Genomic DNA, 12,967 nt, shown 5'->3' on the forward strand with positions numbered 1-12,967 from the left:
TCGTCAGGTGCATCATGGATGATAAGTCTCATCGCGCGGAACCCGCGTGGCCGATCGTCGGCATCAAGGATCACAAGGCGCCCTCGGTGTTCCGGCCTGAATCCCTGTTGAGGGAGGCGCGCCGACAGAGGCAGTTGCCGCTCGTCGCTGTGCCCGAAATCTGCGTGCTCGATCCGGACGGTGACGTCGTCCGCCACCTCAAGCGGACCGGCGCCGGCCGGATCCACGAAGGTTGGGCCTGCTACCACACCGAACTTATGGCCTTCGATCTCGACGGCATCGGCGAGGTCGGGATTGTCGGCTGCGCGGTCGGCGCCCCCTTCGCCGTCCTGGTCGCCGAGCAGCTCTTCGCGTCGGGCTGCCGGCTGCTGGTCAGCGTCACCTCGGCGGGCCAGATCAATGCTATAGGACCAACTCCATATTTCGTCCTGATCGACCGCGCGCTGCGCGACGAGGGGACGAGCTATCACTACCTGCCTGGCTCGGTTTTTGCGGCGGCACCCGACATGTCGCTTCTGGATCGCGTCGAGCGCGCGGGCCGTTCGCTGCCGGAGAAACTGCATCGCGGCTCGACCTGGACGACGGATGCTCCCTATCGCGAGACCGAAGCGGCGATCTCGCGAGCGCGCGATCTGGGGACTCTCGCCGTGGAGATGGAGGCCGCAGCGCTCTACGCTTTCGGCACGACTAGCGGCAACTCGATCGTCTGCTTCGCTCACGTCACGAACTCGATGGCGCAGACCGAAGGCGATTTCGAGAAGGGCGAGGCGGACGGCGCCAAGGCCACTCTCGCCGTGGTCGCCGGTGCGGCTCGGGGGTGGCGAAGTTCCGTGTCATGACCTGCCTGTGATCGGCATGCGAAAGCTTGGCTACATCTCCATTTGACGTAATCATCAGTCTACGCTAATCATTAGTTATGACTAATGATCGGACGTCGGCCAGCCATGCCTAAAGACAGCGTGCAATTGGCCGCTCTCGGCGATCCCACTCGCAGACGAATTTTCGAACTGGTGGGCGCGCGGCCTCGGACTGTCGTTGAACTCACTCGAGAACTGACGGTCTCCCAGTCAGCCGTCTCCCAGCATCTGAAGGTGCTGCGCGAATCTCGTTTGGTTCGTGCCGAGCCAAAGGGGGCCAGCAACATTTATCACATCGATCCGGCGGGGCTCGGCCAGATGCGCGCCTGGCTTGACCGGTTCTGGAGCAGCACACTGGCGGCCTACAAAGTGGCCGTCGAAGAATCAGTGGAGGACCAGCAATGAACAAACGTGTATCGGCCGCGCCCATCAAACAATCCATCGTGGTCGAGGCGCCTATCGAGCGTGCGTTCAAGGTCTTCACTGAAGACTTCGGCAGCTTCAAGCCTCGCGAGCACAATTTGCTCTCCGTCCCCATCGCAGAGACTGTGTTCGAACCCCGGGTTGGGGGTCACGTTTATGATCGAGGTGTCGATGGCAGCGAATGCCGCTGGGCGCGTGTGTTGGCTTTTGAGCCGCCAGATCGCGTGGTTCTAAGCTGGGACATCAGCCCGCGTTGGCAAATCGAAACAGATCCCGACAAGACCAGTGAGTGGGAGGTGCGGTTCATCGCCGAGACGCCAGGCCGGACGCGATTGGAACTGGAGCACCGTCACCTCGAACGTCATGGCCACGGTTGGGAAGGCGTGCGCGACGGCGTTGAGGGTGATCAGGGTTGGCCGCTCTATCTGAAACGGTACGCCGAGCGCACCGCCCGCGAGGCATGATGCTCGCGTGTCCATGCGACGTGATCGCAATTTGCGGAGTTCTGTATGGCAGCCTACTCGTTTAGCATCGTCGGAGTGCTCTTCCTTTGCCTCGTGTCAATTGGGCTGGCGGTCTATTCGGGATCGTCCAAAGGTAGGGCTGGGGCACTCTCTGGACCTGTCTTGCCGTTGGATGACGACAACTTGCTTTACCGGATCGATCGCGTTCACTTGAACACGGTGGAGGCGCTGCCGCCTTTTGTGGTTCCGGCTGTGCTGGCTATGATGGTGGGGATTAGCCCCGTCACACTTGCAGCGCTCGTATGGATCTATATCGCAATTCGTCTGATCCACGTTGCTGTCTATTTGCGCGGCGGCAAGGCCGCCAAAGGCGGCAGCATCAGAACCATTCTTTATGTTTCAGGTGCGGTCGTTACTATCATTCTCATTGTAGTGACCATCGTGGCTGCCATCCGCTAGGGTATTAACAGTGGGCCGCCTGACGACGCGATAATCCTATAGAATTAAGGGAAACTGGCGCACCCGACACGATTCGAACGTGTGACCTTTGCATTCGGAGCAGGCAAACGCCAATCAACCTGCGGTCCACGGCCGGCGGAAACTGAGCGCGTGCGTGATGCGCCATGATGATTTCTTGAAAAGATTGGAGGCGAAACGCTCGTTTGCGGCCGTAGCTCAATTGGTGGGTTTTGGCGGACGAAAGTCAAAAATGCTTTGTCTTTCAAAGGGAGTTGACTGACACTCTCTCCGCCAGTTTGTTTCTGTAAGCACGCCAACGAGATACCGCGCACAGACCCATTGGAACAGGTCGGCTACGTGGGCGTCGTAGATTTGGATATTCGGGCGCGCAAATCGGACATCTGCACCGATCAGAAGATCATCATCTAGGAGTGCGTTGGCAGAAACTTAAGTCTGCAACGGCGGGCTGGTGTTGAAACGGCTATGGAAAACGTTGAGTCTACCGGTCGTCCGGCGACTGATCGTTAAAGAACAGCACCAAGGTCGGGGGTTCGAGTCTCTCCCCCGCTACCAATCCTACGATTTTCTACGCCAAACTCCGATCTTCGGCGATCGCGTTCGCTGAATCGGTGGCGCTTGAGTTCCTCCCGTCCGGCATGCCGCGGAGCAGCGGTGCGAACGCCATACGCGTTTGTTGGCATGGCAATATCGACCATCACAAGCCAAGCTACGAGACCACCGCTACTTTCCGCTTAGCCCTGCTCGAACAGCGCGGCAATCGCTTCGACAACGACGCGCACGCGAGCCGTGCGTGCCAGATCCGCATGCAGCACAAGCCACACTTCGTAGGGTGCGGCTCGCTTGCGCATAGGCCAGATCCGAACAAGATCCGGATCGCGCTGGGCGTGATAGGTCGGTAATTCCCCTAACGCCAGCCCCGCCCGGACGACGCTCGCTAGCATCAGGCTGGAATCCAATTCCGCGACGATCTTCCCTTCCGCGATGGACTCGCCCGCCAGCGTCGCGCCCTGCCTGTTCGTGATGCCGGGCTGGTAGATCGCCAGATCGTGGCCAGCGAACGCCGAGCTCTGTCGAGGTCTACCGCGTGCATCGAGATATTTCCGGGATGCGTAGAGGCCAACCTCCCACTCGGCCAGTCTGCGCACGATCAGATCCGATTGTGCCGGGCGCAGGGTGCGGACAGCGATATCCGCTTCCCTTCGACCGAGATCGAGCAGCTTCGTCGTCGTGGTGAGAATGACTCTGATGTCCGGGTGGTTGATGCGGACCCGATCGATCGCGGGAATCACGAAGTCGATCGCGAGAGAGTCCGTAGTTGTGACCCGGACATCACCCGCCACGCGCGCATCCGATCCTGCGCTACGGTGTTCGAAGGAGACCGCAAGGCGCTCCATTGCCTCGCCCGCTTGCAAGGCTTCCTCGCCACTTGCCGTCAGCACATAGCCCGCATTGGTGCGCAGGAAGAGTGTTGAGCCCAGGCGCTTCTCGAGCGCAGCGAGGCGTCGTCCTACCGTGGTTTGGTCGACACTCAGCGCCAACCCGGCCCCAACCAGCGTGCCAGCGCGATAAATCGCGAGAAAGATTCGAACATCGTCCCAGTTCATGTCCACCGACTGAATGCGATTTTGCAGCCATTGCCTGCATTTCTATGCATTTTCGCACGTCGCAATCCTCTTTAGCAATCCGCTCTGCCGGCGGCGGACGCCGTTCGTCAATTTCGGCGCAATTCAACCGCGTCCGAGCGCAGGAGCTATTCATGCGACCCACACTGGTTCTTGTCGTCGCAGCGCTGAGCGCTTTCGGCCTCATTGCCTCGGACGTCTATTTGCCCGCAATGCCCGTGATGGCGCAGCAACTTGGGATTGCGGGTTGGCAAATGCCACAGACGGTGGCGGTCTATCTGATGGCGCTCGCGGCGGCGCAGCTCTGTTATGGTCCGCTGTCGGATCGGTGGGGCCGCAAGCCCGTTCTCGTCGCGGGCATCCTTCTTTACATCGCTGGATCGATCGGTTGCGCCTTGGCCGTTGGCTTCACGAGTTTCCTAGGCTGGCGCATGGTCGAGGCTGTCGGCGCGGCTTCGGGGCTGGTCATTGGTCGTGCCGTCATCGCCGACACATGCGACAAGAAGGCCTCCGCAAAGGTATATAGCGTGGTCTATCCGCTGGTGTCGCTGTCGCCCGCGCTCGCTCCTGCCATTGGTGGCTACCTTGCGGCCGCATTCGGCTGGCGGGCCGATTTTATCTTTGTCGCTGTGTTTGGTGCCATCGCGCTATGTCTGACTTTGATGCTGCTCAACGAAACGGGTCCGAAGAAGCGTCACGACGGCGCTTTTTTGGCCGGATTTACCGTCGTGTTGCGCAACGGCGCGTTTATTCGCTACGCCCTCGTGGTCTGCGCGATCTACTGCGCCTGGTTCGTGTACTTGACCCAGTCCCCCTTTCTTTTCGAGCGCCTCGGCTTGCCGGAAACAGTCAGCGGGTGGCTTTATCTGCCGCTCACTTGCGGGATCATTCTGGCCAACTTCGTCTCGAAGCGGCTGATCGAGCACCTGTCCTACGATGGCATTGTTGCCGGTGGTGTATGCTTTTTTTGTCTCGGTGGTCTGACCTTCGTGTTGACCTTGGCCTCGCCAGTCATGTGCGCCGCCACCATTGTCGCACCGATGTTTCTGGTTAGCCTGTCGAACGGCTCGTCACTGTCATTGGCTGTCTCGGGCGCTATTGCCAGCGAACCAAAACATGCCGCCACCGCGTCCGGGCTGGTGGGGTTTTTCCAGATCGGAAGCGCGTCGCTGGCCGCGCTGGGGGTGAGCGCCTGTTTCGGAACCGGGAGGGCGGTATTGGCAATAGCCATCCTTGTCTTCTCGATCATCGCCGCGACCGCGATCATCCCCCACTGGATCGAGGCGCGCAGAAGACTCTAGTCCAACAACTGTGTGCCAGGCGAGGTTGCGGCCAATCAACGGTCGCACTCGCCGGGAAAATCCGAATGCGGTCTTGATAGTTGTTCCGCGCTCGGCTGTGTGGGCGCCCATCACGATAGCGCGAGCGCAGCATTTGTGTGCTGCGCTGACGTCGCTGGCTACTTTATCAAGGCTTCGGCCCAAACGTCGAGAGATACGATGAGCGTTGAGAATCGTCTTAAGGATCTCGGTATCGAGTTGCCAACATCGGCACCTGCAGGCGCGGCATACACGCCGGTCGTTGTCCATGATCGGGTAGCCTATGTCAGCGGACAGCTTCCACGGGATGGAGACTTTGTCCATGTCGTGGGCCAAGTCGGGCGGGATGTAACTTTAGAGGAGGGCAAGCGAGGAGCTCGGATCGCGTTCATTCGCGCCTTGGCTGCCCTCCGTGGAGAGTTGGGAACGCTGGATCGAGTCGACCAAATACTCAAGTTGACAGTCTTTGTGCATAGCGCTGCCGATTTCAACCAGCAGAGCTCCGTAGCCGACGGTGCGTCACAGCTAATCTTCGAATTGTTCGGCAAAGATCGCGGCGCCCACGCGCGGACCAGTGTTGGGGTTGCTCAGTTGCCCCGAAGTGCCGCGGTTGAGGTTGAGGTTGTTGTGGCACTCAAGTAGCAACTCGTCCTCAACTAGTTCTCCACGTAACCCTTAACTTGGAAGGCGATCTGACTACGGGCGTGGGCGTCTCGCTTGTGCCCCAGGCTGCCGCTGACGGCCAACGGCGGCGCGGCGTGACGTTCGTTCCGCTCTCGCCGCCTGTTCCGATGGCGCCTCTCACAGTTGTTTGGCGCGAGGAGGACATCTCGCCAGCGCTTCGCGAGTTCCTCGCCGTGACCGACGTCGAACGGAAGAAGCTTGCGTCTCATGTCGGGACCATATGCACTGCGTCTGAAAAATAACGCAAGTCGTATTGGCCAATCCGTCGAGCCTTGGTCCACACTCCCCCAATGAGCAGAGAGGATTCACGCAAGGGCTTGATTATCGTCACGGGCGGTTCGCGCGGCATCGGCGCGGTCGTGGCGCGCTCTTTCGCGCAAGCTGGTCACCCGGTCCTCATCAATTTCTCAACAGATTCGCAGGCCGCAGACGCCTTTGTGCAAGAGCAGCGGCACGAGGGCCTCACCTTGCATTCGATCCAGGCTGATCTCGCCAATGAAGACGGCGTTCTGAGGATGTTCGGGGTTGCTGATAGGCTCGAGGTGCCACTAGCCGGCTTGGTCAACAATGCTGGGGTCACAGGCGGCTTTGCGCGCCTTGAGGACCTTCGGGACGACGTTTTGCGCCATGTTTTGGCGGTCAATGTCGCCGGTCCATTCCTTTGCGCAAGGGAAGCCGTCCGACGCCTTTCGACACGGCGCGGCGGCAGAGGGGGGAATATTGTCAACGTCTCTTCCATCGCTGCGAAACTCGGCGGAGCGGGCGAGTGGATCCACTACGCCGCGAGTAAGGGCGGACTCGATACTCTCACCGTGGGGTTGGCGCTGGAAGTCGCGGGTGAGGGGATTCGTGTCAATGCGGTTGCGGCCGGACTGATCGAGACTGGGCTACATGCGGCGGCTGGAGCGCCTGATCGCCTCGATCGCCTCGCAAAAGGCATTCCGATGGGAAGAGCTGGGACCGCAGAAGAGGTCGCTTCGGCCATCATTTGGCTCATGTCGCCCGCCGCTTCTTATGTGACCGGTGCGATCCTTCCGGTCGGTGGTGGCCGCTAGCAAATGCCGAGGCTGTCTCGTGAGATCATCTGCGCAGCCGAGGGCTACGTGCCAACACGAATTTTGGCCACCGACGCTGTAACCTTTTGGCAGATAGATCGGAACCTTAGATCACGAGCCTGGCAGCGTTTGCCGGGACGTTCATAAGCTGCCAGGAGATTGCGATGCATTTCACGAGGATGATGGCTGTGGCCGTGTTGGCTCTGGGTCTTTCTGCGGGTATCGGCTCCGCCGCTTTCGCTGCGACAGAGGTGCCGTTTACGCAGCAGGCGTTCGATGCCGCCCAGCATCAGGGTAAGCCGATCCTGGTCCACATCACCGCCCCCTGGTGCCCGTATTGTGCCAAGCAGAGGCCGATCCTGAGCAGCCTCGAGAACGAAGCCGCGTTCAAGGATCTGGTCGTGTACAACGTCGATTTCGACACTCAAAAGGACATTGTCCGGGCCATGGGCGCCCAGAAGCAAAGCACACTGATCGTGTTCCACGGTGCCGCCGAAAAGGGGCGCTCAACCGGTGATACCGATGCCAATTCGGTCAAGACGCTCCTCGAAAAGGCGAACGACTAGACCCAGGGAATATCGTCGTGACCTTGCCATTCGCCAGCATGGGGTTCGGATTCATCGCGGGCATACTCTCGACCCTGTCCCCATGCGTCCTGCCACTGTTGCCGCTCGTGCTCGGGCCTGCGCTGGCCGTGCATCGCTTAGGTGTCCCGGCGTTGGTCGCGGGCCTTGTGCTGTCTTTCGCCAGCATCGGTTTGTTCGTTGCCACGATGGGCTTCGCTATCGGCCTCGACGGCGATGTGTTTCGCAACATTTCCGCCGTCCTGTTGGCCGGATTGGGGGTCCTCCTGCTGAGCGGCGCATTGCAGCAACGCTTCGCGATGGTCACTGGCGGCGTCAGCAATGCCGGAAGCCGGCTCATCGCCCGCGTGACCCCGACCGGTGTCAAGGGGCAGTTCGCGGTGGGCGTTCTGCTGGGCGCCGTCTGGAGCCCCTGCGTGGGACCGACGCTCGGCGCTGCGTCGGTGCTTGCGGCCCAGGGCCACGATCTCGTAAGCGTGGCAGCCGTCATGGTCGCATTCGGGTTGGGAACGAGTGTCCCCTTGCTCATCGTTGGATCGCTTTCCCGAACGGCGATGATGCGCTGGCGGGGCAAAATGATGAATGCTGGAAAGGCGGGCAAGCTCTTGCTAGGCGGAAGCGCGGTGACCGTTGCAGTTCTCATCCTGACCGGCGCGGATCACGCACTGGAAGCCGCGCTTGTCGCCGCGTCACCTGCCTGGCTGACCGACCTCACCACGCGGTTTTGACGTGTCCGGTTTGCGTGCGGCGGACCCGCAGGAATGGACGGCACTCATGGTGCTGGGGCAACGTGGAGACACAAATGCCTATCACCGCCTGTTGCTCGGGATCACGCCCTATCTGCGAACGATTGCGAACCGGGCGCATCGCAACGCGAGCGATGCCGAAGATACCGTCCAGGATATCCTGCTGACACTGCATGAGGTTCGGCACACATACGACCCGTCACGCCCGTTCAAGCCCTGGCTGGCTGGTATCGCGCGGCATCGTGTTGCGGATCGCTTGCGCGCCCTGGGGCGCGTGGCGGCAGGAGAAGTGATGTTGGAAACCGAGCACGAAGCCTTTGCCGCCCCCGACCAGCATAGTGAGCTGGCACTGGATGGTCGAGCTGTGGACGCCGCCCTACTGGCACTTCCGCAGGGCCAGCGCCAGGCCATCACGCTTTTGAAGTTGCAGGAGAGGTCATTGAAGGAGGCCGCCGAACAGAGCGGAATGTCGATTGCGTCTTTGAAGGTTTCTGCCCATCGGGGCATCAAGGCGCTCAGGCGCCTCCTGGGCGAGGGAGGCAACTAGAAGATGGATACCACCGACCTCATCCAGAGCTTGGCGAACGCCGTGCGGCCAGTGCGCGTCATTCGTCCTCCGCTCTTCCGGGCCGCCTGTTGGCTCCTGATCGCACTTGTCGTCGTGGTCCTGCTCGCCGTCGAATATGGTCTTCGGTCGGACATCGCAATCCAGCTGCGCAACCCGTCTTTCGTCGTTGGGACTACGGCCTCCTTTCTGACGGGCGCGCTGGCCGCCTTGAGTTGCCTGATGGCAAGCCTGCCCGACCGTTCGCGGTCCTGGCTGATGCTTCCGCTGCCGCCGCTTGCGGTGTGGATGGCGACCCTTGGCTATGGTTGCTTGACAGACTGGGTCAGTTACGACGCGGGCAGCCTGCGGATGGGCGCGGCTTTTCAGTGCTTCGCCACGGTGCTTCTCGTCAGCCTACCACTGTCGGCATCGATTTTTGTGATGTTACGTCACGCCGCCCGCCTGCGCCCGGCCCTGGTGACGTTGGCAGCCGGACTGGCCGTTGCGGGCATGACTTCGACGGCCATGTCGTTGCTTTATCGCCTCGACGCCACCATCATGAACCTGATGTGGAATCTTGGAACGGCAGTGGTGATTGTGATCATTGAGGCTATCGTTGGTCGGCGTGTCCTGACGAGGATGGCGGTCTCGGCCGGCCCCCGGTCCGACCGGTGAAATGCGTCCACCTCCGAAGCTGGCCGGGCGGTAACACCGCGAATTGTCTTTGTGCCGGCGCCCTGCGAAGCAGGGTGCAAACGATGGCAATGGCCAGATCGACGACCTTGCCTGCAAGCCGGAATCATGCTGCTGCTCACTGAGCATCCGATAACGCTTGAGCCACGACTGCGTCGACTTTTGTGAGGTGCTCGAACAAAAGCTTCGCTGGGCGCGACAGCGAGTCCTTTGCGCGAACACAGGCAAACATGCGACGCTCGGTCCAGGGATCGGTCAATGCAACTTGTCCGATCGACCACGACCCCGCAGCGCGGCGGGCGTTCAACAGCGACACGATGCCGATGCCGACGCCCTCTGAGACGAGTTGGCAGACCTGGGCGTCGTCACGCATCTTGATCCGGGTCTTGATCTGGCGCCCGAGGCGTTGGGCCTTCGCGGTGAAGAGGCCATGGCTGGGACCGGCGACGAATGGAAAATCGAGGATGCGGCTGAAATCGACCGCGGCGCATTCGGTTAAGGGATGGCCGACTGGCGTGATCACAACGTAGCGATCTGTGGCGAATGGCCTGGCGTCGAGGCCGCCAAGGTCCGTCTCCGCCGCCACCACTCCGACATCGGCGGTGCCGTCGGCAACCAAGCCGATGATGGCCTCGCTGGTACGCTCGGCGATACGGATGTCGATCTGCGGATGCTGAAGCAGAAAGCCGCTGAACAGATCAGGTAAGAAACTGGTGTAGGCGTTGGTGTTGGCAAAAAGGCGCACTTGCCCTGCAAGCCCGCCTTGAAACAGGCTGAGTTCTTCCCGCAACCGATCAGTTTCCGCCAACAGCGCTCGCCCGCGCGCCAGCAAAACACGCCCGGCCGGCGTCAGGACGATGCCGTGCCGTTTGCGTTCGAGCAGCACGACCCCAAGACGTGCCTCCATGTCACGTGGAATTGGCGCGGTAGTGCATTAGACGTCAATCGGCGTTCAAATTTGAGCGCCGATTGACAGGTGCGAACCCGGCTCTTCGTCGAGATGCTGGTTCACTGGCTGGCTGGATCTAGGACAAAGGGAAGCCTAATGCGTTGGTCGTAGGAATCGAGCAACGTGGCGAGCTCTGGCCCAGAGTGCCTCGCCGAGGCGATTCGAACGTGTGGCCAGCCAGAATTAGGCTTTGTCTAAGGCGAGCCTGATTCTCCGGCCGTAGCTCAAGCGGTGGGTTTTGGCCTAGGAAAGTCGAAAATGCCTTAGTTTTCATAGGGAGTTGACTGACACTCTCTCCGCCACTTCTGGTTGCAGTATCTATATCTTCACCCCATTCGATACAGCGCGCAGATCCGATGGTACAGGTCGATTACGTGCTCGTCGTAGAATGGGATACTAGGGCGGCAAAACGGATGGGATACTAGGGGCGAGGAAAACGGCCAATCTGCTCTGCTCGCCGCCGCAGGCTATCGCTTGCTGCAGAACCAGGGTTCGATTCGCTCCCCGCTACCAATCGTACGATTTTGCGCGCCAAACTACGAGTTTCCGCGATTTCACACGCCCGATAGTGGCCCAACGCGGGGCGCCGCTGCCGGTCCTTGTCCGAATCTCGCCCCTCAATACTTTTTCAACTTTTTCACCACGCCTCGTTTTGGGTTGCGACCGCAGGACCGGAATTCCTGGCTTGTCGTCCTGACGCGCTTTCCTCACGCAAACCCGTGCGCGCCGACGTCGCTCGGAACGCTTTGGTCTCATCGGCCCCAGCTAAGAGGGACGCGACGGCGATGCGGTTCCGCGAACTGCGCTGATGTGGAGGAACGCCAAAAGGGGTGGCTGTTGCGACGCAGAGTGATCGCTGGTCCTTGCACGGGCGGCGGATAGGCGCCGCCCGGCGCGAGATCTGTTCAGTAACAAGGAGGATAGGGATAATAGCCGCAATAGGGCCGGGCGTAGGCGGCTCCGACGGCGGCAGCTCCGACAGCAGCAGCGCCGGCATACATTGCGCCTCGGTATGCCGTGCGTCGCGCGACGCCCGCAAAGGAGAGCGGTGTAAAGGGTCGACCGATGATATCGATGAAGATCGAGGCTGCGCCGTCCGCGCCGGTGAGATCGCCCTCGAGTGTCTGAACGGTGAAGGTCAGCTTGTCCTCGTCCAGCTTCGGATTCTTCAGAACGACGACGGCGTCCTTGACGGAGCCGTCCTTGCTGTTGAAGGCTGAAACAGTCGCGTTCGGAGGATCGCTGGCAAAGCTGTCCTTGCCTGCGCTCCAGTCCGCAATGATATCAGCCGTGAGCTGATGGCCCGCAGCGCGCACGGGTCGGTCGGCGAATATGATCGAGTTCGGCGAGGACAAGGCTGTCGCCCTGCAACGTTGCGCCCCGCGAATTGAGAACGATGAGCGACGGCACAATTTGGGCTTGTGCGGCAGAAGGCGTGCCGATCGTCTTCAGGTTTCCGTGCGTAGCACTCTGCGCCAGCGCGGTCCCGGTGTCGAGCAGTAACGCCGTCGCCAGCAATGCCAAGCAAATCTGCACGCCCTTCCTGTTGCGCATCTCGTTCTCCTTGCGATCGGCCGGAAGCTTCCGGCAGGTTGGTCGGTGCGGACCCTAGACAGCGCAAAACCCGTCGCCTATGCAAAATCGGCAGCGGTCCAATTGTGACGTTTTCAGCATGGCCCGGCGCGCATTGAGCTGACGGCCCGACATGCGGCAGGTGTCGGGATGTCCTTGCAAATAACGTTCGCGCGGTTTCGCAAGTAACGCCGTCTTCAAAAAGTAACGGAGGGCTAGCGTCCAACATCGCAAACCGCTTCCGATTAACGCGACAAAAAGGCCTGACGGCGGGTTCGGATTGCCGATTTTGCATAGCCTCGTCGGCTCTGCACATGCTCATCTACGAAAACAGAACGCGGTCGGAACCAAGCGCCGACCGCGATCAACGAGTCTTTGCGAGATGATAGGGAAGCGAAATGCGTGCACGAATTCTGGTTGTTCTCTGCATCGTCTGCGCATGGTCCGGCTCTGTGTCCTCCGCAGGCGCCCAACAGGCATCGTGGACCCAGATCGGCATGCTGGCTTGCAAGCTCGACCCTAGCGTCGGGTTTGTCATATTCGGCCATCAATCGATGTCATGTCGCTTTACACAAAACCCACCATTGCCGACACAACTCTATGAAGGTGCCCTCAACACCATCGGAATCGATATCGGCGTTTCGGCCGGAGGCGCACTCGCCTGGGCGGTGTTTGCCCCGACGGCAGGCCCTCCGCCCGGAGCTCTCGCCGGCGAATATGTCGGGGCGTCAGGCGACATCGGCCTCGGCTTAGGCGCCGGCGTCAATGTTCTTGTCGGTGGCTCGGGGCGGTCATTTGCGTTGCAGCCCGTCTCGGTGGAGGGCTCGGTAGCCGTCGATGTGACCCTCGGCCTCTCCGGGCTCCAACTGCGTCCGATCTATTGACGCGCCGCCGTCCGACTGCCGTTTGTGCAGTCCCGAATTGCGCGACGAATGCGTGGCGCGCTTTCCATAGCGGGCTTGCGCCGGGGGA

General features: G+C 60.8%; 17 protein-coding genes. 13 read left to right on the plus strand and 4 right to left on the minus strand.

The window, feature by feature from the left end:
* The first annotated feature begins 14 nt into the window (after positions 1-14).
* The 4 genes from ACVW1B_RS37135 to ACVW1B_RS37150 all read left to right on the plus strand — a co-directional run bounded on the left by ACVW1B_RS37135 (position 15) and on the right by ACVW1B_RS37150 (position 2,203).
* Positions 15-839, plus strand: coding sequence for a nucleoside phosphorylase (locus ACVW1B_RS37135; RefSeq protein ID WP_253605272.1), 825 nt, complete (start codon positions 15-17; stop codon positions 837-839).
* Between the two features lie 105 nt (positions 840-944).
* Positions 945-1,262 (plus strand): ArsR/SmtB family transcription factor, encoded by a 318-nt coding sequence (locus tag ACVW1B_RS37140; RefSeq protein WP_253605271.1) that lies wholly within the window; start codon positions 945-947, stop codon positions 1,260-1,262.
* Complete coding sequence (locus tag ACVW1B_RS37145) at positions 1,259-1,744, plus strand: SRPBCC family protein (protein WP_253605270.1); 486 nt, start codon at positions 1,259-1,261, stop codon at positions 1,742-1,744. The genes ACVW1B_RS37140 and ACVW1B_RS37145 overlap by 4 nt, the downstream gene beginning before the upstream one ends.
* A 45-nt stretch (positions 1,745-1,789) precedes the next feature.
* Positions 1,790-2,203 (plus strand): MAPEG family protein, encoded by a 414-nt coding sequence (locus tag ACVW1B_RS37150; protein ID WP_253605268.1) that lies wholly within the window; start codon positions 1,790-1,792, stop codon positions 2,201-2,203.
* A gap of 752 nt (positions 2,204-2,955) precedes the next feature.
* On the opposite strand, the gene ACVW1B_RS37155 is transcribed toward ACVW1B_RS37150, so the two are convergent.
* The gene (locus ACVW1B_RS37155; protein WP_253605266.1) at positions 2,956-3,828 is read right to left on the minus strand and encodes a LysR family transcriptional regulator; all 873 of its coding nucleotides are present in this window, start codon (positions 3,826-3,828) and stop codon (positions 2,956-2,958) included.
* A gap of 152 nt (positions 3,829-3,980) precedes the next feature.
* Between ACVW1B_RS37155 and ACVW1B_RS37160 the strand changes: the two genes are divergently transcribed.
* From ACVW1B_RS37160 to ACVW1B_RS37195, 8 genes are all read left to right on the plus strand, one after another.
* Positions 3,981-5,147, plus strand: coding sequence for a multidrug effflux MFS transporter (locus tag ACVW1B_RS37160; RefSeq protein ID WP_253605262.1), 1,167 nt, complete (start codon positions 3,981-3,983; stop codon positions 5,145-5,147).
* Positions 5,148-5,345: 198 nt separating this feature from the next.
* Complete coding sequence (locus ACVW1B_RS37165) at positions 5,346-5,807, plus strand: RidA family protein (protein ID WP_253605259.1); 462 nt, start codon at positions 5,346-5,348, stop codon at positions 5,805-5,807.
* A 62-nt stretch (positions 5,808-5,869) separates the two neighbouring features.
* Positions 5,870-6,091: a hypothetical protein gene (locus ACVW1B_RS37170; protein ID WP_375166738.1), complete on the plus strand. Its 222-nt coding sequence runs from the start codon at positions 5,870-5,872 to the stop codon at positions 6,089-6,091.
* A gap of 75 nt (positions 6,092-6,166) precedes the next feature.
* Complete coding sequence (locus ACVW1B_RS37175; protein WP_309144999.1) at positions 6,167-6,904, plus strand: SDR family oxidoreductase; 738 nt, start codon at positions 6,167-6,169, stop codon at positions 6,902-6,904.
* Between the two features lie 164 nt (positions 6,905-7,068).
* Positions 7,069-7,470 (plus strand): thioredoxin family protein, encoded by a 402-nt coding sequence (locus tag ACVW1B_RS37180; protein ID WP_253605246.1) that lies wholly within the window; start codon positions 7,069-7,071, stop codon positions 7,468-7,470.
* Between the two features lie 38 nt (positions 7,471-7,508).
* A complete protein-coding gene (locus tag ACVW1B_RS37185) occupies positions 7,509-8,216 on the plus strand; it encodes a cytochrome c biogenesis CcdA family protein (RefSeq protein ID WP_253609825.1) in 708 nt (235 codons plus the stop codon).
* A gap of 1 nt (position 8,217) precedes the next feature.
* On the plus strand, positions 8,218-8,781 hold the full coding sequence (locus ACVW1B_RS37190; protein ID WP_253636011.1) for a sigma-70 family RNA polymerase sigma factor: 564 nt from the start codon (positions 8,218-8,220) through the stop codon (positions 8,779-8,781).
* Between the two features lie 3 nt (positions 8,782-8,784).
* Positions 8,785-9,456, plus strand: a complete 672-nt coding sequence (locus tag ACVW1B_RS37195; protein ID WP_253605243.1) for an NrsF family protein — start codon at positions 8,785-8,787, stop codon at positions 9,454-9,456.
* A gap of 136 nt (positions 9,457-9,592) precedes the next feature.
* Here the strand turns inward: ACVW1B_RS37195 and ACVW1B_RS37200 are convergent, their stop codons facing one another.
* The 3 genes from ACVW1B_RS37200 to ACVW1B_RS37210 all read right to left on the minus strand — a co-directional run bounded on the left by ACVW1B_RS37200 (position 9,593) and on the right by ACVW1B_RS37210 (position 11,977).
* Entirely contained in the window at positions 9,593-10,360 is a 768-nt protein-coding gene (locus tag ACVW1B_RS37200; RefSeq protein ID WP_253605241.1) for a LysR substrate-binding domain-containing protein, read from the minus strand.
* Between the two features lie 968 nt (positions 10,361-11,328).
* Positions 11,329-11,739 carry a hypothetical protein gene (locus ACVW1B_RS37205; RefSeq protein ID WP_375167039.1) on the minus strand — a complete coding sequence of 137 codons (411 nt, stop codon included), beginning with the start codon at positions 11,737-11,739 and terminating at the stop codon, positions 11,329-11,331.
* A complete protein-coding gene (locus ACVW1B_RS37210; protein ID WP_375167038.1) occupies positions 11,708-11,977 on the minus strand; it encodes a hypothetical protein in 270 nt (89 codons plus the stop codon). Before ACVW1B_RS37210 ends, ACVW1B_RS37205 begins: the two co-directional genes overlap by 32 nt.
* 416 nt (positions 11,978-12,393) lie before the next feature.
* Between ACVW1B_RS37210 and ACVW1B_RS37215 the strand changes: the two genes are divergently transcribed.
* Positions 12,394-12,879: a DUF992 domain-containing protein gene (locus ACVW1B_RS37215; protein ID WP_253605240.1), complete on the plus strand. Its 486-nt coding sequence runs from the start codon at positions 12,394-12,396 to the stop codon at positions 12,877-12,879.
* Positions 12,880-12,967: the final 88 nt, after the last annotated feature.

It is taken from the genome of Bradyrhizobium sp. USDA 4502, from assembly GCF_054063355.1.

Coding starts and splice junctions, on each gene's coding strand:
- ACVW1B_RS37135 (WP_253605272.1), top strand. CDS start 15: ATGGATGATAAGTCTCATCGCGCGGAACCCGCGTGGCCGATCGTCGGC.
- ACVW1B_RS37210 (WP_375167038.1), bottom strand. CDS start 11,977: ATGCGCAACAGGAAGGGCGTGCAGATTTGCTTGGCATTGCTGGCGACG.
- ACVW1B_RS37160 (WP_253605262.1), top strand. CDS start 3,981: ATGCGACCCACACTGGTTCTTGTCGTCGCAGCGCTGAGCGCTTTCGGC.
- ACVW1B_RS37155 (WP_253605266.1), bottom strand. CDS start 3,828: ATGAACTGGGACGATGTTCGAATCTTTCTCGCGATTTATCGCGCTGGC.
- ACVW1B_RS37215 (WP_253605240.1), top strand. CDS start 12,394: ATGCGTGCACGAATTCTGGTTGTTCTCTGCATCGTCTGCGCATGGTCC.
- ACVW1B_RS37185 (WP_253609825.1), top strand. CDS start 7,509: ATGGGGTTCGGATTCATCGCGGGCATACTCTCGACCCTGTCCCCATGC.
- ACVW1B_RS37145 (WP_253605270.1), top strand. CDS start 1,259: ATGAACAAACGTGTATCGGCCGCGCCCATCAAACAATCCATCGTGGTC.
- ACVW1B_RS37150 (WP_253605268.1), top strand. CDS start 1,790: ATGGCAGCCTACTCGTTTAGCATCGTCGGAGTGCTCTTCCTTTGCCTC.
- ACVW1B_RS37140 (WP_253605271.1), top strand. CDS start 945: ATGCCTAAAGACAGCGTGCAATTGGCCGCTCTCGGCGATCCCACTCGC.
- ACVW1B_RS37195 (WP_253605243.1), top strand. CDS start 8,785: ATGGATACCACCGACCTCATCCAGAGCTTGGCGAACGCCGTGCGGCCA.
- ACVW1B_RS37165 (WP_253605259.1), top strand. CDS start 5,346: ATGAGCGTTGAGAATCGTCTTAAGGATCTCGGTATCGAGTTGCCAACA.
- ACVW1B_RS37180 (WP_253605246.1), top strand. CDS start 7,069: ATGCATTTCACGAGGATGATGGCTGTGGCCGTGTTGGCTCTGGGTCTT.